The sequence below is a fragment of the Rhizobium sp. 42MFCr.1 genome (genome assembly GCF_000377185.1).
Lineage (GTDB): Bacteria > Pseudomonadota > Alphaproteobacteria > Rhizobiales > Rhizobiaceae > Rhizobium > Rhizobium altiplani.
The window spans coordinates 77,092-95,295 of the sequence record NZ_KB897825.1 but is presented as its reverse complement, the minus strand read 5'-3'; the positions used below and the strand labels follow the sequence as shown (position 1 = coordinate 95,295).

Sequence of the window (18,204 nt, the reverse complement as noted above, 5' to 3'; positions counted from 1 at the left end):
CGACCATCGCGGTTCGTGAGACTAGTCCGCGCGCGGCCGGAGGATCCAGTTTGCCGCAAACCCCAGGCCGACGCCAATCGCTGCACCGACAGCCTTTACAGCAGCGTCCTCAAGCCGCGCATGCCGGGTTGGTGAAAGATACTGCAGGAACTCTATTGCGGCCGCTCCGAATATGACCAGGACAGCGCAAGTCCAAAAGCGGCGGGGATATGCCACCACGAACAGGAGAGCCATAGCTGTGAAAGCGAGTGCCCGGTCATCGCGCACGGACATGACGTCGTGCGGTCTCATACCGATCGGCGAAACGGTCACGAACAGGATGGCGGCAAGCGACAACCAAGCGGCGATCTTCAGGAGTCGGTCGAAAAGCATGCACTCAGGATAGCGAAGTGCTCCGGCTGTATCCAGACGGGTTGGTCGGCTAAACCATGCATTTCATTGCACCAATAGGTCTTTTTGCCAACTGGATGGAGAATTCCGGCTTCGAACATGGCGGCACCACAGGAGATGTGCTCTTTAATGCAATATTACTACATCTGAATGTACAACTTTTGAGCGATAAAATCGGCCAATTTGGGAGGTAGCGCGTTCCACCCCACACGTTCAGAATTGCAGGTGTCTAGAAATGGGGATTGTCGATGGCTGAGGAATATAGTCTCCGTACCGAAGACTCAGGCTGGTCTATCATCGATCGGGCGACGCACGAGCCAGCGCGCCTGGACGGCATCCCGCTGTCCGCGATGGATGCCGAGGAAGCCAAGCACATGTTGGCGATTCTCAGAGGCATTGATCGCGTGCGGACAGCTTCAAAAAGAGCGGCATCATCCGCGAACAAGAAACGCGCCAATACGGGCCAAACCGCGGCAAGTCCTCAAATCAACGCAGATTTTGGAATGCTGAGACCCTTCAGAGGCGACTGAGCGCGCTGCGGCAGTTGCAAGCAGATATGCGGACGAGCACGAGATGAAGTCGGTGAACCAATCGACTGAACTGCTGATGTCTCGTCAAATGACCAAGCTGCCGTTTCCGTAGGCAATGCAACAGTCGCAAAATGAACCAGGATATGCGGCGTTGAGGTTCTCTTCCCGCTCAGGCTCTCCTGACCGCCACGGCGGCCTGGACATGCGACTTCGCCCACCTGTTTTTGATCGGCAGATGCTGGTTGGCGCTGAGCGCGGCGATACGATCGCGCAGGGCCACGGAATGCGCTTGCCTGTGGCTACACCCAAGGGAGTACGTGCCATCAAAGGGAAGTTGCGACACTATTGGACCATTCCAGAACGATCGGTTGTATTGGATACCTCATCACTCTTCGTCGGCTTTTCCTTGTTTGCGTCATCGGCAAGCCAAACCTGCATCCCGCAGTGCGATCAACAGGGACGTGAACATGAATACCAGCGGAGCACCTCAGTGGGAGCTAGACGACGAGTTCAAGACGTTGACGATTACGTTTCCGACAGATCCGCCCGTCGCGTTCGTGCTTGATACCGAGTCCGTATCAGAGCTCATAGAAGGCGCCGGCCAGATCAGGGCGGAGATGCCGCCGCCTCACGACGAGACCTGGGAAGGTGGTCACATGGTCGACGCCGTGCTTGATCCACGCTGGTACTCGGAAGCCGACGCATTGCTGGGCGAACCGCTTCTGCACATTCGCGATCCTCGCTATGGATGGCTGCACTACGCCCTGCCGCGAGAGTCTGCCAGAGCGCTCGGAGCCCTTCTGATCCTTCAGGCTGACGAAGGCCCCACGGATGATCAAGAGCACAATCGCAAGAACTGACCTCCTAGCCAAATGACGGGCCTCGATACTACTTTTTCCTGCGATGCGACCCTTAGCCGGGTGTGGTGTTATATCTCGCAGGATGCGGAATTTGTTACTAGTCATATTTCAAAATCGGCCATTATCTCATGCAAGGCCTGCCTCGCGGCAGGCCTTTTTGTTTCACGACGCCGTTTGTTGAGGCGATGATCAGGGGCGCGCCGACCGCAGCCTCAACTGTCGCGACCGCTGTCTTTGCCGTGAGGCGGTCCGCTACCCGGGTCATGTTTTCCGTTTCGCCCGGGCCCCCTGACGACAGGCGGGTCAGAAGCACTTCGACGGGCGGCCGCAGGTCCGATTGCGCTATTCTATCCACATTCGTCGCTGCGCAACTTTCCCCTTGACCTTCCAGTTGCTGGAAGGTTCATAAGGATGACCAATGCCGTATCAGGGCAAAGGAGAATCGCATGGATAGCACGCACGACCATCATAACCACGGGCATCATGGCCATGACCACCATGAGTACGGAGCGCCCTCTGCGGACGACGTGGTGCGCGATCCTGTGTGCGGCATGACGGTCGATCCCGAGGCAGGCAAGCCCTCGCTCCGGTATGACGGGCATGCCTATCATTTCTGCTCGGAAGGCTGCCGGCGAAAATTCGAGGCTGCGCCACAAGACTACCTGACAGCGAAGGATCCGGTCTGTGGCATGACCGTCAATCGGGCGAACGCCCGGCATTTCCTGAAGCAAGAGGGTGAAAAGTTCTATTTCTGCTCGGCCGGCTGCAAGGCGAAGTTCGAAGCCGATCCCGCCGCCTACCGCGATGGAAACCGGCCCGCCCCAAAGCCGATGCCGAAAGGGACGCTCTATACCTGCCCGATGCACCCCGAGGTCGTCAGCGATCATCCGGGCGACTGCCCGAAGTGCGGCATGGCCCTGGAACCGATGGGTATTCCACCTGTCGATGAAGGTCCCAACCCGGAACTCGTGGATTTCACCCGCCGGCTCTGGGTGAGCGGTGTGCTCTCGATCCCGCTGCTTGCAATCAGCATGGGGCCGATGATCGGCCTGCCGCTGCGTGACTGGATTGGAGAGCCGCAGGCGACGTGGATCGAACTCGTTCTTGCGACACCTGTCGTCCTGTGGGCCGCCCTGCCCTTCTTCCGCCGCGCCTGGGCTTCGCTTGTCAACCGCAGCCCGAACATGTGGACCCTGATCGGCCTCGGCGTCGGGACGGCGTATCTTTATAGTGTCGTAGCGGCAATCCTGCCTGGCATCTTCCCTCATACCTTCCGCGGCCATGGCGAGACGGTTCCTGTCTATTTCGAGGCCGCCGCCGTCATCGTCGCTCTGGTATTCGTGGGTCAGGTTCTGGAACTGAAAGCCCGCGAGAAAACCGGTTCGGCCATCCGTGCATTGCTTGATCTTGCGCCGAAGACCGCGCGCCGGGTCAACGAGGACGGTTCTGAAACCGATGTACCGGTCGATGATGTCCGGGTTGGCGATCATGTGCGAGTTCGCCCGGGCGAGCGCATCCCGATCGACGGATCCGTCAGTGAAGGGCAGTCGACGGTCGACGAGTCGATGATAACCGGAGAACCCATCCCGGTCGAAAAACAGAAAGGCGACGCAGTTACCGGCGGTACCATCAACAAGAATGGCGCCCTGGTGATGGTGGCAGAAAAAGTTGGCGCCGACACGACCCTGTCGCGCATCGTCGACCTTGTCGCAAAGGCACAGCGTTCGCGCGCCCCGATCCAGGGCGCGGTGGACCGCGTTTCTGCCGTCTTCGTGCCCGCCGTCGTTGCCGCGGCTGTCGCTGCCTTCGTTGTCTGGAGCCTTGTTGGCCCCGAGCCGCGCATGGCGCATGCGCTGCTCGCCGCCGTTGCCGTGCTCATTATCGCTTGCCCATGTGCGCTCGGTCTTGCGACCCCCATGTCGATCATGATCGCGACCGGGCGCGGCGCTCAGGAAGGCGTTCTCATCAAGGATGCAGAAGCGCTTGAGCGCTTCGCGCGAGTCGACACGCTGATCGTCGACAAGACAGGCACGCTGACAGAGGGAAAGCCGAGGCTTACGGATGTCGTCGCGCTTGGCGGTATCGAAGAGGCTCGCCTGCTGCAGCTGGCCGCCAGCCTGGAGCGTGGATCCGAACATCCGCTGGCCGAGGCGATCGTATCGGGTGCCGAGGAGCGTGGCATTGAGCTCAGCGATGTCACCGACTTTGAAGCACGAACGGGCAAGGGTGTCGTGGGCAAGGCAGGCGGGACAGTCGTTGCGCTCGGCAACGCCGCAATGATGGATGATCTCGATATGGACGTCACGCCGCTCGCCGAGCAGGTTCGGTCACTGCGCGACGAGGGCAAGACGGTGATGTTCGTCGTCATCGATCAAGGTCTCGCCGGTTTTGTGGCGGTTGCCGACAGGATCAAGCCAACCACGGCGGCTGCGATAAGGGCGTTGCACGAGCACGGCCTGAAAATCATCATGGCCACCGGCGACAACGAGCGCACTGCGCGCGCCGTTGGAAAGAGCCTCGGCATCGACGAGGTGCGCGCCGATATCCTGCCCGAAGGCAAGAAGGCTCTGGTCGACGAATTGCGCGGCAAGGGTGCCGTGGTCGCAATGGCAGGCGATGGCGTCAACGATGCACCTGCGCTTGCGGCAGCCGATGTGGGTATCGCGATGGGCACCGGTGCCGATGTGGCCATGGAAAGCGCCGGCCTGACGCTGGTCAAGGGCGATCTGACGGGGATCGTGCGCGCCAGACGGCTTGCCATGGCCACCATGCGCAACATTCGCCAGAACCTCGGCTTTGCCTTCGGTTACAACGCACTCGGCGTGCCGCTCGCCGCTGGCGTGCTCTATCCGGTGTTTGGCGTGCTGCTATCGCCGATGATTGCCGCGGCCGCCATGAGCCTGTCGTCCGTCTCGGTCATCACCAACGCACTTAGACTGCGGCTCGTCAAACTATAGGAGATTGCCATGAACATTGGGCAAGCATCGGAACACTCCGGACTGGCTCCGAAAACGATCCGCTACTACGAGGACATTGGCCTGATCCGCCCCGACCGGGGCGGAAATGGCTATCGCGACTATGCCGAGGCCGATGTTCACAAGCTGCGCTTCCTTCAAAGGTCGCGCGGCCTTGGTTTTTCCGTCGAGGAATGTCGCCAGTTGCTGGCACTCTACGAAGACAAGAGCCGGGCGAGTTCGGATGTAAAGGAACTGACGCAGGCGAAGCTGACGGAGATCGATCGGAAGATCAGGGAACTTACCGAACTGCGCCGGACATTGGAGCATCTGGTCCACGCATGCCACGGCAATGACCGGCCCGATTGCCCCATCCTTGAGGAGCTGTCGGACGCTCGGCCTGAATAGCGCCTCGCAGCCTCCTGTGTGTCTTTACCTCGGCGTCATCGCGACGCCATTCCTCCGGCTTCCCACCGATCCACGAAAACACCGGGGCTAATTTTTTTTGCGGCGGCTGGAATAACTCTTCGCTCGCATCCGTATACTCAGTCATGGAACGGAAAGAACGCCCATTCGATGTCATCAGCCAGCTTGCGGCGCTTCGGCGCTATGCGCGCTCGCTCGTGCGCAATTCGGATGATGCGGAAGACCTCGTTCACGACGCGCTGATGCGCGCCTACGAGAAAAAGCAGAGTTTCCGTCGTGGCGGCAACCTGCGTACGTGGCTGCTGTCGATCATGCACAATGCTCATATCGACCGCATCCGCCAGGACCGCTCCCTGGCACGCCGGCACGACGAGGCAGCGTTGGAGACCGAACAGTCGCTGCAGGCCGGCCAGGAACACGCCGTTCGCCTCCAGCAGGTGCGGGACGCGTTCTTCCATCTTCCGGAAGAGCAGCGAGAGGCACTGCATCTCGTTGCGATCGAGGACCTTTCCTACCAGGAAGCGGCAGCGGCGCTCGGCATCCCGATCGGCACATTGATGTCGCGCATATCACGCGCCCGTGCCCAGCTTCGCGAGTTCGAGGAGAAGACGCCGCGCGCGGTACACCTGAGACTAATCGGAGGGAACGGCAATGAAGGCAATTGATCCTATCGTCGACGCTGATCTCGATGCTTATGTCGACGGCGAACTCGATGTGGCGCGCCGCATTCAGGTGGAATCCTTCCTGTCAGAGAACCCGGCAATTGCCGCCAAGGTCATGGCTGACCTCAGTATGAGGGGTGAGTTGCGCCTTGCGCTTGCCAGCGAAAACGCCTTCGGCCGCCCGGAAACACGCGACGCTGCTCGACGCCTGGAACGCGGCCTCACCTATGGCCGGATCTTCCATTCGATGCAGCGGATCGCGGCTGTCGCCGTTCTCATCGCCGCAGGCTGGGTCGCCCACACTTCTTTCGGCGCGTTTACGGCAACCGAAGTAGCCGCCTCTGTGCCAGCGCCGGCCTATGTCGAAGATGCAGTGCGCGCCTATCAGACGGCGCTCCTTCGCCAGTCCGTGCCGTCTCAGCCCGTCGCGAGCTACAAGGCCGAGGACATTCGCGCAGCAACTGCGATCGTCATGCCGCAATTGCCCGAGAACTGGAAGATCTCCGACGTACAGATCTTCCCGTCCGAATTCGGTCCGAGCGTCGAAATGGCGATCAAGACGCCTGAGGACAAGCAGATCTCGCTTTTTGCCGTCCGGCCGGGTGCATTTGCCGTGCAGTCCGTAACGCATGTCGCCCTCGACAAGGCCGAAGCAGCCTACTGGCAGATCGGCGAAGTGGCTTATGCGCTCGTGACCGGCGATCGCGACATAAATCTCGATGCGGAAGCCGAGCGGCTTGCCCGCACCCTCTACTAGTTCGTTCAACCGAGGAGATCAGCATGAACCCCACCAATCCGCGTTTTGGCTACGGCTCGGCCGCCGGCTCTCAGGCGCTGTTCGACGAGGGCCTGCGCCGGCATATGCTGCGCGTCTACAACTACATGGGCCTCGGCCTCGTCATCACGGGCATCGTCGCATTCATCGTCGGCAGCACACCGGCGCTTTACGTGCCGATCTTCCAGTCCCCGCTGAAGTGGGTCGTGATGTTTGCGCCGCTTGCCTTCGTCTTCTTCTTCTCGTTCAAGCTTCAGACGATGTCGGCCAGTGCGGCCCAGATGACCTTCTGGGCCTTCTGCGCAGTCATGGGCCTGTCGCTCGCATCTGTCTTCCTGGTGTTTACAGGCACGAGCATCGCACGCACCTTCTTCATCGCCGCGACCATGTTCGGCGCGACCAGCCTTTACGGCTATGCGACCAAGCAGGATCTCTCACGCTTCGGCTCGTTCCTGATGATGGGCCTGATCGGCGTCGTCATCGCGAGCATCGTCAACATCTTCCTTGGCTCGAGTGCCCTGCAGTTCGCAATCTCGGTGATCGGTATCCTCGTCTTCGTCGGCCTGACCGCCTACGACACGCAGAACATCAAGGAACAGTATTCCGAGAATCATGATCAGGAATCGAACCAGAAGCTTGCCGTCTTCGGTGCGCTGTCGCTCTACCTGAACTTCGTCAACATCTTCCAGCTGCTGCTCAATTTCACGGGCGAGCGGGAATAGGGCTAAGCGCTTCTGGGGGCAATGGAAGCGCTAGGCACCCGGTTCGCACTCTGTGACAGGATGCGCGGATCGGGTGCTCACTAACGACAGCGGCCGGGTCTCCACGCCCGGCCGCTCTCGTTTCTTCTGAGATCAGATGATGCCCCAGGCGCGGTAGCGCCCTCGCCCGGTGATTTCCCGGATGCCGATATCATTCAGCAGATTGAGCGCGCCACGGCTCGTTATCCGCAACTCGCGGGCCACCATTGCCGAGGAAACCATCGGCCGCGACAGGACAAAATCCGCAAGCTGCGGCAGGCTGCTGTTCGAGCGACGATCCCTGAATCGGATTTCCATCTGTGTGCGCGCCAGCGAAAGCCGGTCCATTTCCTTCAAGCCCGCAGCCGCGCTTTCCGCCATCGCTTCAAGGAAGGCCTGTAGTCGCGTCAGGCGATCACGCGAACGTCGTCGCTCATAGCGTATCGTCTTGAGGCCGGCATTAAAGGCGAAAAGGTGCGATGTGACTTTGCCGCGGGCGCGCAGATAGCTCGCAACCAGAAGCCCACCAAGCCAATGCTGACGACGAAGTGGCTCCATCCGTTCCCACGCATCAAACAGTAAGGCCGCACCAAGCGCTGGGGGCAGGCTGTCGGCAATCGAAATGGTCTTGCGCCACGCGCGAAGGCGCGCCGCCTCATCCCATTCTTCATCGTCGAAGAGACCGAGAGGGTCGTCGCTCCGCTTCTCGCGAACGCGGTCAGGCGCCTCATGCAGCTCCGGCGCACCGGGACTGCCATGGCTGTCCAACAGGCGCTGCGATCTCTCCAGGATCGCATCTATCTCGGCCAGTTCAGCGGAGAGAAGCGCATCTGCTTCATTTTCGGCATCATCGTCTTCAACCAACGCCTTTGCGCTCCTGGTCTCTGGAGCAGCCCCCTCCCCTTGAGTGTCGCCGGCGAGGATCGACAATCCTGAACCGCTCAAGGCCCAGTCCGGCGCTGCCGTCCAGATGCGCCGTCGTGCGCGCAGGATCGAATGGGCAATCGTCAACTCGTGGCTTGGCGCTCGTGTGTCCATATGTGCGTCATGCAGGACAAGGTCCTCGACGTGAACCAGCTCGCCTGCGACCCACAGAGCACCGACCGCATCAAAAAAATGCCGGCGCTCGGCAAAGCCTTCAGCGATGGCTGCGCGTGCCGCACGCTCATCCAGCCTCGCCAGGCCATCCTCGGCCTCGACAATCGTCGGCAACAGACTGACCAGCAAAGGACTGTCGATTTCATAGCGCATTGTTAGCTATTTCGATTTCCCCGCAACGGAACCCAAATCACCATTAACTTCCGTCATGTATGACATGATTGGAGCGCGCATTCAAATTGCCGGACGACTAAATTCTCGCCTGACACTGAACATCCAGATCTTATTGGCAGGTTCAGTGCTGTCGCCGGCCTCGGAAGGTTATTTTCCGCCCCTGAACGCGTCGTAGAGATCGTCGAGGTGACGCGAAATGTACTCGCCAAAGTCTGCTGCCTCGCCCGTCTTCAGCGTGATGGTGAACGAATCACCGGCGCTCCTGATGCGGCCCTTGATCTTGCCTGGCTGCTTCGGAGCCCATTCATACTCGCTCACCGCTTGCCGATCCGGCTTCCTTGCCAGTTCGGCGACAACGAGCTCGAAGCGTCGATCGCTGTCCTGATCGGCGAACTCAGTGGAGCCAAGGAGCTCGTGCAGGCGCGAGGTCGTCGCATTCGTCCAACATTGCGCAAGGGCAATCCATTTGCGCCGTCCGGCAGCCGGCGCCGCACCGATCGCTCTGATCACGTCCATCGGGATCGTCCTGGCGACCGAGATCAGTTTCGACAATTCCGTCTTGTCGGTTGAAAGCGCCTTCATGATGACGGATCGCTCGAAGCCCTTGCTCTCGAGATTAAAGGCAAAGACGGCCCGCTCGACATAGGACAGGTTGCGCCTCGCAGAGTTCTCGATACCTTGCGCAATGACGACATCAACATCATCGAGCGTCCTGATGATCGCCTGTACCTTGCGCCCGAGCAGTCGCAGCGCCTGGAGGCGCCGATGGCCGTAGACCACCTGATAACGCGCATCGTCGTCAGGATGACGGCGAACAAGAATAGGGACCTCCTGCCCATTTTCCTCGATCGAGCGCACCAGCTCATCGGCGAGATCCTGCGGCAGGTCGGCAAGACGATCCCTGACGAAGGACGTGTCCACGAGTTCAGGATCGAGTTCGACGACGCGCTCACCTGACAGCAGCGCCTCCTGCATCGCCCTGCTCTCTTCTTCCATGCGTCCGAGCGTCAGCGCCATCGAGCGAACCGGACCGGCCGGACCGCGCATGGGCGCTTCGTCTTCCGGGTTGGCCGCGGCCAACTCCTGTGCGGTATCGTCGAACAGCCCCTTCAGTCGATCTCGTCTGCTCATGTTCGGCCCCATGCCTTGTGAATTCCGGCAAGCACCTCACCATTGGCGGCGTTCACCGACTCCAGCGCTCTGTCGTAGGTAGAACGCCGGACCTGACCCCTCTCGATTTCATAGAGCGACTGCTTCGTCAGCCCGGCATCGGCGATCGCCGTGGACTTGAGGACCGTCGCCGTCAGGACATCGTCACCAAACAGGTTGCGCAGTAGCGCAACGATCTGTGATTGCGGCGCATCGAAGGGCTCATGGCGCGTGACCACGTACTTGATGAAGTCATGCTGCAGGTCACCGCCTGCCTTGCGCACGACCGACAGCAAATCGGAGGTCATCAGCAGGAATTGCGACATCGAAGCCACGTCGACCATCTGCGGATGGATGGTGATGAGAAGCGACGTTGCCGCACAGACGGCGCCGAGCGTCAGATAGCCGAGCTGTGGCGGGCAATCAATGACGACGACATCGTAGTTCGCCTCAACCTCTGAAATGGCAACGCCGACGCGCCGGAAGAACACCTCGCCGGTCCGCTGGCGATCACCGAGCGCGCGCGGCGTCTCGTGCTCGAACTCCATCAATTCGAGATTTCCGGGCACCAGATCCAGACCGTCGAAATAGGTCTTGCGCACCACGTCCTTTAGCGAGCGGCGGCTCCCGTCATAACGGATCGCACCGTATAGCGTATCGCCATCGGCAAGATCGAATTCCGGCTGGACGCCGAGCATCGACGACAGCGATGCCTGCGGATCGAGGTCGATTGCCAGCACGCGATAGCCGTTCAGCGCCAGATACTGGGCGAGGTAAAGTGTTGTGGTGGTTTTCGCCGAACCGCCCTTGAAATTCGTAACCGCGACCGTCTGAAGCTTTTCACCCGGCCGACGCCACGGCAGATAGGACAGCGCGTCCTTCGGCTTGATCCTGGCCATATGCTGTCGCAACTCGCTGATCTGGCCGAGCGTATAGGAACGCCGACCGTTTCCGGATAGCTCCGGCTGCGGCCCCTTGCCGTCGAGTGAGAGCTGCCGCAGGTATCCGTCCGATACGCCGATCATCTGCGCTGCTTCCCCTGAAGTGAACGTCCGCAACGTCTTTTGCGACAATGGCGGGAAGAGCTTTTCGCGGAGGAGCTTCAGCTGACGAGAAAGCTGATTGGCGTGCCGCTCGATGCGGACGTCCGTCGTCGATACGCTAATGTTGTCCAAAACACCCGATCCCTATCAATGCGCTTTTCTATCAACATCGCGCTAAAAAGCGTATCGAGGATGCCATGATTCGCGAATCGCGACAACAACAGCCATGCTGGGCTTTGCAAAGTTGGCCGCGGCCAACTCCATGCCCTGCCCCTTGCGGAGACAGGCTGGCTGCGCCAGAAACGGACAGAACGGAAGAGGAAAAGGCGTGCGTCATATCCACATCATCGGCATCGGGACGGGCAATCCCGAGCATCTGACCGTCCAGGCGATCAACGCTATGAATGCCGTCGATGCGATCTTCATTCCGACGAAGGGCGCTGAAAAGGAAGGGCTTGCGGCCGTGCGCAGGGAGATCTGCAGCCGATACGTTACAAACAGCCGCACCGCCATCATTGAATTTGCCGTACCGAAACGCGCCACCACCGACCGGACATATCTTGAGAGTGTGGACGAGTGGCATGCCGCCATTGCCGAGACCTATGTGCGCCTCATCAGAGAGCTACCGGAAGCCGGCGAGGGTGCATTCCTCGTCTGGGGCGACCCCAGCCTCTATGACAGCACCATCCGCATCCTCGAGCGCGCCCGACAAGCGAGCACCCTCGCCTTCGAGTTCAGTGTCATTCCGGGCATTACGAGCGTCCAGGCACTCGCCGCAAGCCACCGCATACCGATCAACCTTGTTGGAAAACCGCTTGAAATCACCACGGGCAGGCGTCTCCTCGAACAAGGCAATCAGGCCGAGAGCACAGTCGTGATGCTCGATGGCGAAACCGCCTTCTCGAAAATCGATGACCCCGACGCGGAAATCTTCTGGGGCGCCTACCTCGGAACGTCGGACGAGATTACCCGGGCCGGCCGATTGGCTGATGTTGCAGAGGAGATCGTCCGGCTCCGGGCTGAAGCACGGGCGCGTCACGGCTGGATCATGGATATCTATCTGCTTCGCAAGGGACATGATTTCGACGATCTTTGACACGGATCAGGTTTTGCGATGATCACGCCCGCTATATAAGGTCATGATCCAAGGAACTGGCAGTGATGACATTGGGCGAACAGACGGCGCATAACGGCAGGGAAGAGGCACTCTCGACCTGGCAGCGCCGTGGTGCCTGCCCGACGCTGCTGGAACCGATGCAAACCGGCGACGGCCTCCTGGCGCGGCTGCGCCCCACCGGCGGCATTCTGACTGCCCGGCAATTCATCCAGTTGGCTGAGGCCGCAAAAAGTCACGGAAACGGGATCGTCGAGATCACGGCACGCGGCAGCCTGCAGATCCGCGGCCTTCGATCAGGCTCGGTCCAGCCACTCGCAGCCGATCTCGCGGCATCAGGTATCTCGGTTCCCGCCGGCCCGGTCATCGAGCTCTCGCCGCTGCATGGAATCGCGCCCGACGAGATCGGAAATCCAGGCGAGATCGAGGCACCGCTTCGCGAGGAACTCGGTGTCGAACTGCTCTCGCCGCTACTGGCCCCGAAGCTGTCGATTGTGATCGATGGCGGCGGCATCGGTGGCCTTGCTGCTGTTACCGGCGACATTCGCGTGAGCGCGGTTTCTGTTGGTGTCTGGCGGGTTGCCATCAACGGCGACGAACGAACGGCGCTGCCGTTGCTGACGGGGACTGCCGATGAAGCAGTTCGGGCGGTCGGTGAGCTTCTTCGCCAGCTTGTTTTGCTCGGCCGGCACAAACGGTGCCGGGATATCGAGCGTGAGTGGCTGCTGTTGGCCTTTCCTTCGATGGAGGCGATGACGCTCGCAAGAGCGCCCATACGCAAAGATCCTCTGATCGGCACGATCGCCCTGCCCGACAGTTCGGCAATCCTTGGCCTCAGGCCGCGCTTCGGCCAGATGCATGCCAGCGAGCTTATTTCATTTCTTGAACAAGCCGAAGCGCTGGGCGCAACACAAGTCCGGCCTGGCCCTGGGCGCATTTTCTTCCTGGTGGGGCTCGACGGCCAGTCGGCCGCAACCGTTGCGGAGATGGCGCCCGGATACGGACTGTCAGTCGACGGCGACGATCCGTCGATGCATATCGCCACGTGTGCCGGCGCCGGCGCCTGTGCTTCCGGCCGCTTTCAGACCAAGGCCTGCGCCGAGAGATTGGTCGCCAAAGCACCGGAACTGTTGGACGGCTCGATGACTGTTCACCTCTCCGGCTGCGCCAAGGGCTGCGCCCATCCGCGACCCGCTCTTTGCGTTGTCGGCGCGGACGATGGTTATCATCTCATGCTGGGCGGCGTCGCATCGGACATTCCCGATGCACAGATTGCTGGCGGCGATATCGATTCCGCTATAGAGAAACTCGCTCGCCTCATCAAAAACGAGAGACAAGCTGGCGAATCGGCTGCCGCCTGCCTTAGACGGATCGGCAAACACGACGCCATAAAGGCGCTGCGACAGGAATAGGAATGCCTGACTACGACTACATTCACAGCGGGGACGCCATCTACGAGCGGTCCTTTGCGATCATCCGCAGCGAGGCCGACCTTTCACGGTTTTCTGTCGAGGAAGCCGATATTGCCGTGCGCATGATTCACGCATGCGGGCTCGTTGAGGCGGCAGAGCAATTTGTGTTCTCGCCAGGCTTCGTCAGCGCCGCACGCGCAGCCTTGCATGATGGCGCACCTATCTTCTGCGATGCGGAAATGGTGGCGCACGGTGTCACCCGGACACGCTTGCCCGCCCAAAACGACGTGCTCTGCACCCTGCGCGATCCGCGCACCGCGGAGCTTGCGAAACAGAACGGCAATACCCGCTCGGCTGCGGCGCTCCATCTTTGGCTGGACCGGCTGGAAGGCAGCGTCGTTGCGATCGGCAACGCCCCGACAGCCCTCTTCCATCTGCTTGAATTGCTTCGAGATGGCGCACCGAAACCGGCTGCGATCATCGGCATGCCGGTCGGCTTCGTTGGCGCGGCCGAATCGAAGGATGCGCTGGCTGAAAACTCCTACGGCGTACCGTTCGCGATCGTGCGTGGCCGTCTCGGCGGCAGCGCCATGACGGCCGCCGCCCTGAATGCCCTTGCGAGGGCCGGGCTATGACGAATCCTGGCCGTCTTATTGGCGTCGGCACCGGTCCCGGCGACCCGGAACTCCTGACGGTCAAGGCCGTCAAGGCGATCGGGGCCGCACATGTCGTTGCGTATTTTGCCAAGCGGGGCAGGGGCGGCAACGGCAAGGCGATCGTCGAGCATCTCCTGACCGCGGAAAAGACGCTGCTGCCGCTCTATTATCCGGTGACGACCGAGGTCGAAAAGACGGACGAGGCCTATCGAAACCAGATTACCGCCTTCTACGATCAATCGGCCGCCGCCGTGGCGGCTCACCTGGAGGAAGGCTGCACCGTTGCCGTGTTGAGTGAGGGTGACCCGCTGTTCTATGGCTCCTACATGCATCTGCATGTACGCCTGGCGAACCGTTATCCAACCGAGGTGATCCCGGGGATCAGCGCGATGTCCGGATGCTGGTCGCTCGCCGGACTCCCGATCGTCCAGGGTGATGACGTCCTTTCCATACTGCCGGGTACGATGGCTGAAGCCGAGCTGCAGCGCCGACTGTCAGACACACAGGCCGCGGTGATCATGAAGGTCGGACGCAACCTTCCGAAGATCCGCCGCGCGCTGGAGGCATCCGGACGCCTTGCCCAGGCCGTCTATGTCGAGCGAGGCACCATGGTCAACGCGGCGATGACGAAACTCGCCGACCGGCCCGACGGCGACGCACCCTACTTTTCACTGGTGCTCGTGCCCGGCTGGGAGTCTCGCCGATGACCGGCAGGCTCTTCGTGATCGGAACCGGGCCCGGGAATCCGGATCAAATGACACCGGAGGCGGCCGCGGCAGTTTCCAAGGCAACGGAGTTCTATGGATACGGACCCTATCTCGACCGGCTGAACCTCAGATCCGATCAACGGCGACAGGCCTCCGATAACCGGGAAGAGCTGGATCGGGCATCGGCCGCGTTGCGGGCGGCGGCAACCGGCGCAACCGTCTGTGTCGTGTCCGGCGGAGACCCAGGAGTCTTTGCGATGGCGGCCGCAGTATGCGAGGCCATAGACAACGGCCCGAAAGAATGGCGCGCGATCGACCTCATGGTGCTGCCGGGGATTACCGCCATGCTTGCGGTTGCCGCTCGAATTGGTGCTCCGCTTGGCCACGACTTCTGCGCCATTTCGCTATCGGACAACCTAAAGCCTTGGAATATAATAGCAAACCGTCTTTCAATGGCTGCGAAGGCAGGCTTCGTCATTGCGCTTTACAATCCGATCAGCAAGGCACGGCCCTGGCAACTGAGCAAGGCGTTCGACTTGCTGCGCTCGGACCTGCCGCCAACGACGCCAGTGATTTTCGGTAGGGCCGCAGGACGCCCCGACGAACGCATCACGGTTCAGTCGCTTGCAGAAGCCGACGCGGCGACCGCTGATATGGCAACCTGTGTCATCATCGGTTCGCCCGAGACAAAGGTGATCACTCGAGACGGAAAGCCGGACCTCGTCTACACTCCGCGGTTCATCGCAGGGGGAAACAGGTGATCGATCGCCGCCAGCATCGCTTCAACGGTGGCAACCGTCTGCATAGTGGCGGCTGGCGCCCGTGCGACCATGAATACTTCAATGCCGAGCTGGCGTGCAGCCTGGATCTTCGCATAAGTCGCCGAACCGCCGCTGTTCTTGGTCACAAGGGCATCGATGCGATGGGCACGGAGCAGCGAAACTTCGCTTTCGACGCAGTAGGGGCCGCGATCGAGAACGATCTGGACGTCGGGAAGAACAAGCGGCGGCTCGACAGGATCGACGCTTCGCACAAGGTAAAAGTGCTGGGGCGCGGCTTCCGCGCGATGGGCTTCCTGGCGCCCGATTGCCAGGAAGACCCGGCGAGGGGAAGGGGCAAGCCGCTCTATCGCTTCCGCGATGGTCGCAACAGGCGTCCACCGATCACCAGGCTCAGCCATCCATTCTGGCCTGCGCAAGGCGAATGCGGGTATGCCTGTGGCAGCTGCGGCCTCACTGGCGCTTCTGGAGATGCGAGCCGCGAACGGATGCGTTGCATCGATCAGAAGGGCGAAGCCTCCCTCACACAGAAAAGCAGCCAGTCCTTCGGCGCCACCAAAGCCGCCTATGCGCAGCGGAACCGGCTGACTGGAGGGTTTCTCCGTTCGGCCAGCAAGCGAGAGCAAAATATCGTACCGGCCCGTGCGATCAAGCGCTTCAGCGAGAGCTCGCGCTTCGCCAGTGCCTCCGAGCATCAGGATACGGATTTTGCCCATGTCTGATATGCCTTCCGCTTCCGGCCAACGCTGGCTGACTATTATCGGCATCGGCGAAGATGGTCCAGCCGGATTGGGTGACGAGGCGAAGCGACTGATCGCTGCCGCGCCCGTCGTCTTCGGTGGCAAGCGGCATCACGAATTGGCGGCCGGGCTCATCAGCGGCAAGAGGCTCGCCTGGGAAAGCCCTTTCGAGACGTCCATTGAAGCGGTCGTGGCACTTCGGCACTCACCGGTCGTCGTCCTCGGTTCAGGCGATCCATTTCTATATGGTATTGGCGCGACGCTGTCGCGCCGCATAGGCACTGAGGAAATGCACGTCATCCCGGCGCCTTCCTCGTTCAGTCTGGCTGCAGCGCGTCTTGGCTGGCCACTGCAGGAGACGGCGACCGTTTCGCTGCATGGCCGACCGCTGGATTTGATACGGCCGCACCTGCACCACGGCAGGCGGATCATCGCACTGACCTCCAACGGCGAGACGCCGGCGCAACTTGCGGAGCTCCTTCGCGTCACAGGCTTCGGCGAATCCCGCCTGCTCGTCCTCGAGGCACTTGGCGGTGATCGCGAGCGGCAGCGCGGTGGACGTGCCGATCGCTTCGACCTGGGAGAGATTGACCCGCTCAACGTTTGCGCAATCGAGATCGTGGCAGGGGAGGGGGCGCGAACGATCGCCTATACACCGGGGCTGGACGACGCGCTTTTTGAACACGATGGCCAGATCACCAAACAAGAGATCCGTGCAATCACGCTCGCAGCCTTGGGTCCGCGCCATGGTGAACTGCTTTGGGATATCGGCGCCGGATCCGGCTCGATCGGCATCGAATGGATGCTCGCCGACCCGTCATTGCGCACAGTCGCCATCGAGCAATCGAGTGAGCGGGCCGCGCGCATCGCAAGAAATGCGGTTGCCTTTGGCGTTCCGGGGCTTGCGATCGTGGAGGGAACCGCCCCCGGGGCGCTTGCGCACCTGCCCGAGCCCGACGCGGTCTTCGTTGGCGGCGGCGGCACCGAGGAAGGTGTACTCGAGGCAGCACTTCACGCCTTGAAGAGGGGAGGGCGTCTCGTTGCCAATGCCGTTACCCTTGAAATGGAATCCCTGCTGTTTTCGTTGGAGCGGCAGCATGGCGGCACATTGACACGTATCGAAATAGCGCGCGCGGCGCCCCTTGGCGGTATGACCGGTTGGCGTCCGGCGATGCCCGTCACGCAATGGCGCTATCTAAAGAAGTGAGAGAAAGCAGATGACGACTGTGCATTTCATCGGCGCCGGGCCGGGGGCAGCGGACCTGATTACGGTGCGCGGCCGTGACCTCATCGCCAAATGCCCCGTTTGTCTCTACGCCGGTTCGATCGTCTCGCCGGAACTATTGCAATATTGCCCGCCCGGCGCACGCATCATCGATACGGCACCGATGTCGCTTGATGAAATCGAGGCCGAGTACCTGCGGGCCGCCGCAGCCGGGGAGGACGTTGCACGATTGCATTCGGGCGACCTTTCCGTCTGGAGTGCCGTTGCCGAACAGATCCGCCGGCTGGAAAAGCACGACATTGGCTATACGATGACGCCTGGCGTGCCTGCCTTTGCAGCGGCAGCGGCGAGCCTTGGCAGGGAACTGACCATTCCAGCAGTAGCGCAAAGCCTCGTGCTCACGCGTGTTTCCGGCCGTGCATCCCCAATGCCGAACGAGGAAACCCTGGCGAGATTCGCGGCGACAGGCTCGACGCTGGCTATCCACCTTGCCATTCATGCCCTGGAACAGGTTGTTGCGGAACTGACGCCGCTCTACGGCGCCGAGTGCCCGGTTGCGATCGTCGCCAAGGCGTCCTGCCCGGATGAGCGGATCATCCGGGGGACGCTCGGTGACATCGAGGAAAAGCTTGCCGCCGCGCCCATCGAGCGGACGGCGATCATCTTCGTCGGCCAGACGCTTGCTGCCAGCGGCTTTCGCGAGAGCTCGCTCTATGATGCGTCCTACCAGCGACGCTTTCGCGGCCGGGAGTAGGGGAGGGGACTGCGCG

19 protein-coding genes are annotated in these 18,204 nt (G+C 61.2%); 14 read left to right on the top strand and 5 right to left on the bottom strand.

Features of this window, described 5'->3' with window-relative positions; translation table 11 throughout:
- Positions 1–21 precede the first annotated feature (21 nt).
- Positions 22–372 carry a VanZ family protein gene (locus tag C934_RS0110695; protein WP_018856715.1) on the bottom strand — a complete coding sequence of 117 codons (351 nt, stop codon included), beginning with the start codon at positions 370–372 and terminating at the stop codon, positions 22–24.
- A gap of 266 nt (positions 373–638) precedes the next feature.
- On the opposite strand from C934_RS0110695, the gene C934_RS0110690 reads away from it, so the two are divergent.
- The 7 genes from C934_RS0110690 to C934_RS0110655 all read left to right on the top strand — a co-directional run bounded on the left by C934_RS0110690 (position 639) and on the right by C934_RS0110655 (position 7,319).
- Positions 639–920 (top strand): hypothetical protein, encoded by a 282-nt coding sequence (locus C934_RS0110690; RefSeq protein WP_018856714.1) that lies wholly within the window; start codon positions 639–641, stop codon positions 918–920.
- Between the two features lie 467 nt (positions 921–1,387).
- Complete coding sequence (locus C934_RS0110685; RefSeq protein ID WP_018856712.1) at positions 1,388–1,780, top strand: hypothetical protein; 393 nt, start codon at positions 1,388–1,390, stop codon at positions 1,778–1,780.
- A gap of 446 nt (positions 1,781–2,226) precedes the next feature.
- On the top strand, positions 2,227–4,737 hold the full coding sequence (locus C934_RS0110675; RefSeq protein WP_018856711.1) for a heavy metal translocating P-type ATPase: 2,511 nt from the start codon (positions 2,227–2,229) through the stop codon (positions 4,735–4,737).
- 9 nt (positions 4,738–4,746) lie between these two features.
- Positions 4,747–5,142 (top strand): Cu(I)-responsive transcriptional regulator, encoded by a 396-nt coding sequence (gene cueR / locus C934_RS0110670; protein ID WP_018856710.1) that lies wholly within the window; start codon positions 4,747–4,749, stop codon positions 5,140–5,142.
- Positions 5,143–5,285: 143 nt separating this feature from the next.
- Entirely contained in the window at positions 5,286–5,825 is a 540-nt protein-coding gene (locus C934_RS0110665; protein ID WP_018856709.1) for a sigma-70 family RNA polymerase sigma factor, read from the top strand.
- Positions 5,812–6,579 carry an anti-sigma factor family protein gene (locus C934_RS0110660; protein WP_018856708.1) on the top strand — a complete coding sequence of 256 codons (768 nt, stop codon included), beginning with the start codon at positions 5,812–5,814 and terminating at the stop codon, positions 6,577–6,579. The genes C934_RS0110665 and C934_RS0110660 overlap by 14 nt, the downstream gene beginning before the upstream one ends.
- Before the next feature lie 23 nt (positions 6,580–6,602).
- Positions 6,603–7,319, top strand: a complete 717-nt coding sequence (locus C934_RS0110655; RefSeq protein ID WP_018856707.1) for a Bax inhibitor-1/YccA family protein — start codon at positions 6,603–6,605, stop codon at positions 7,317–7,319.
- A 132-nt stretch (positions 7,320–7,451) separates the two neighbouring features.
- On the opposite strand, the gene C934_RS0110650 is transcribed toward C934_RS0110655, so the two are convergent.
- From C934_RS0110650 to repA, 3 genes are all read right to left on the bottom strand, one after another.
- Positions 7,452–8,588, bottom strand: coding sequence for an RHE_PE00001 family protein (locus C934_RS0110650; RefSeq protein ID WP_018856706.1), 1,137 nt, complete (start codon positions 8,586–8,588; stop codon positions 7,452–7,454).
- A 168-nt stretch (positions 8,589–8,756) separates the two neighbouring features.
- Positions 8,757–9,740: a plasmid partitioning protein RepB gene (gene repB, locus C934_RS0110645; protein WP_026371728.1), complete on the bottom strand. Its 984-nt coding sequence runs from the start codon at positions 9,738–9,740 to the stop codon at positions 8,757–8,759.
- Positions 9,737–10,933, bottom strand: coding sequence for a plasmid partitioning protein RepA (repA, locus tag C934_RS0110640; protein WP_018856704.1), 1,197 nt, complete (start codon positions 10,931–10,933; stop codon positions 9,737–9,739). Before repA ends, repB begins: the two co-directional genes overlap by 4 nt.
- A gap of 196 nt (positions 10,934–11,129) precedes the next feature.
- On the opposite strand from repA, the gene cobF reads away from it, so the two are divergent.
- From cobF to C934_RS0110615, 5 genes are all read left to right on the top strand, one after another.
- A complete protein-coding gene (gene cobF, locus C934_RS0110635; protein ID WP_018856703.1) occupies positions 11,130–11,897 on the top strand; it encodes a precorrin-6A synthase (deacetylating) in 768 nt (255 codons plus the stop codon).
- A 65-nt stretch (positions 11,898–11,962) separates the two neighbouring features.
- Positions 11,963–13,327, top strand: a complete 1,365-nt coding sequence (gene cobG / locus C934_RS0110630; protein ID WP_018856702.1) for a precorrin-3B synthase — start codon at positions 11,963–11,965, stop codon at positions 13,325–13,327.
- Positions 13,328–13,329: 2 nt separating this feature from the next.
- Positions 13,330–13,962, top strand: a complete 633-nt coding sequence (locus C934_RS0110625; RefSeq protein WP_018856701.1) for a precorrin-8X methylmutase — start codon at positions 13,330–13,332, stop codon at positions 13,960–13,962.
- Positions 13,959–14,690 carry a precorrin-2 C(20)-methyltransferase gene (locus C934_RS0110620; protein ID WP_018856700.1) on the top strand — a complete coding sequence of 244 codons (732 nt, stop codon included), beginning with the start codon at positions 13,959–13,961 and terminating at the stop codon, positions 14,688–14,690. Before C934_RS0110625 ends, C934_RS0110620 begins: the two co-directional genes overlap by 4 nt.
- Positions 14,687–15,451 carry a precorrin-3B C(17)-methyltransferase gene (locus C934_RS0110615; RefSeq protein WP_018856699.1) on the top strand — a complete coding sequence of 255 codons (765 nt, stop codon included), beginning with the start codon at positions 14,687–14,689 and terminating at the stop codon, positions 15,449–15,451. The genes C934_RS0110620 and C934_RS0110615 overlap by 4 nt, the downstream gene beginning before the upstream one ends.
- Here C934_RS0110615 and C934_RS0110610 read toward each other — a convergent pair.
- Positions 15,415–16,185 (bottom strand): cobalt-precorrin-6A reductase, encoded by a 771-nt coding sequence (locus C934_RS0110610; RefSeq protein WP_018856698.1) that lies wholly within the window; start codon positions 16,183–16,185, stop codon positions 15,415–15,417. The two genes, C934_RS0110615 and C934_RS0110610, sit on opposite strands and share 37 nt — an antisense overlap.
- On the opposite strand from C934_RS0110610, the gene C934_RS0110605 reads away from it, so the two are divergent.
- Both C934_RS0110605 and cobM read left to right on the top strand, forming a co-directional pair.
- Positions 16,184–17,416 carry a bifunctional cobalt-precorrin-7 (C(5))-methyltransferase/cobalt-precorrin-6B (C(15))-methyltransferase gene (locus C934_RS0110605; RefSeq protein WP_018856697.1) on the top strand — a complete coding sequence of 411 codons (1,233 nt, stop codon included), beginning with the start codon at positions 16,184–16,186 and terminating at the stop codon, positions 17,414–17,416. The genes C934_RS0110610 and C934_RS0110605 overlap by 2 nt on opposite strands.
- 10 nt (positions 17,417–17,426) lie before the next feature.
- Positions 17,427–18,188, top strand: a complete 762-nt coding sequence (cobM, locus tag C934_RS0110600; RefSeq protein ID WP_018856696.1) for a precorrin-4 C(11)-methyltransferase — start codon at positions 17,427–17,429, stop codon at positions 18,186–18,188.
- Positions 18,189–18,204 lie beyond the last annotated feature (16 nt).

Bases quoted from the DNA above. Each gene is read 5' to 3' on its own strand.
- C934_RS0110695 (WP_018856715.1), bottom strand. From the start codon at position 372: ATGCTTTTCGACCGACTCCTGAAGATCGCCGCTTGGTTGTCGCTTGCC.
- C934_RS0110690 (WP_018856714.1), top strand. From the start codon at position 639: ATGGCTGAGGAATATAGTCTCCGTACCGAAGACTCAGGCTGGTCTATC.
- C934_RS0110685 (WP_018856712.1), top strand. From the start codon at position 1,388: ATGAATACCAGCGGAGCACCTCAGTGGGAGCTAGACGACGAGTTCAAG.
- C934_RS0110675 (WP_018856711.1), top strand. From the start codon at position 2,227: ATGGATAGCACGCACGACCATCATAACCACGGGCATCATGGCCATGAC.
- cueR (WP_018856710.1), top strand. From the start codon at position 4,747: ATGAACATTGGGCAAGCATCGGAACACTCCGGACTGGCTCCGAAAACG.
- C934_RS0110665 (WP_018856709.1), top strand. From the start codon at position 5,286: ATGGAACGGAAAGAACGCCCATTCGATGTCATCAGCCAGCTTGCGGCG.
- C934_RS0110660 (WP_018856708.1), top strand. From the start codon at position 5,812: ATGAAGGCAATTGATCCTATCGTCGACGCTGATCTCGATGCTTATGTC.
- C934_RS0110655 (WP_018856707.1), top strand. From the start codon at position 6,603: ATGAACCCCACCAATCCGCGTTTTGGCTACGGCTCGGCCGCCGGCTCT.
- C934_RS0110650 (WP_018856706.1), bottom strand. From the start codon at position 8,588: ATGCGCTATGAAATCGACAGTCCTTTGCTGGTCAGTCTGTTGCCGACG.
- repB (WP_026371728.1), bottom strand. From the start codon at position 9,740: ATGAGCAGACGAGATCGACTGAAGGGGCTGTTCGACGATACCGCACAG.
- cobG (WP_018856702.1), top strand. From the start codon at position 11,963: ATGACATTGGGCGAACAGACGGCGCATAACGGCAGGGAAGAGGCACTC.
- C934_RS0110625 (WP_018856701.1), top strand. From the start codon at position 13,330: ATGCCTGACTACGACTACATTCACAGCGGGGACGCCATCTACGAGCGG.
- C934_RS0110620 (WP_018856700.1), top strand. From the start codon at position 13,959: ATGACGAATCCTGGCCGTCTTATTGGCGTCGGCACCGGTCCCGGCGAC.
- C934_RS0110615 (WP_018856699.1), top strand. From the start codon at position 14,687: ATGACCGGCAGGCTCTTCGTGATCGGAACCGGGCCCGGGAATCCGGAT.
- C934_RS0110605 (WP_018856697.1), top strand. From the start codon at position 16,184: ATGTCTGATATGCCTTCCGCTTCCGGCCAACGCTGGCTGACTATTATC.
- C934_RS0110610 (WP_018856698.1), bottom strand. From the start codon at position 16,185: ATGGGCAAAATCCGTATCCTGATGCTCGGAGGCACTGGCGAAGCGCGA.
- cobM (WP_018856696.1), top strand. From the start codon at position 17,427: ATGACGACTGTGCATTTCATCGGCGCCGGGCCGGGGGCAGCGGACCTG.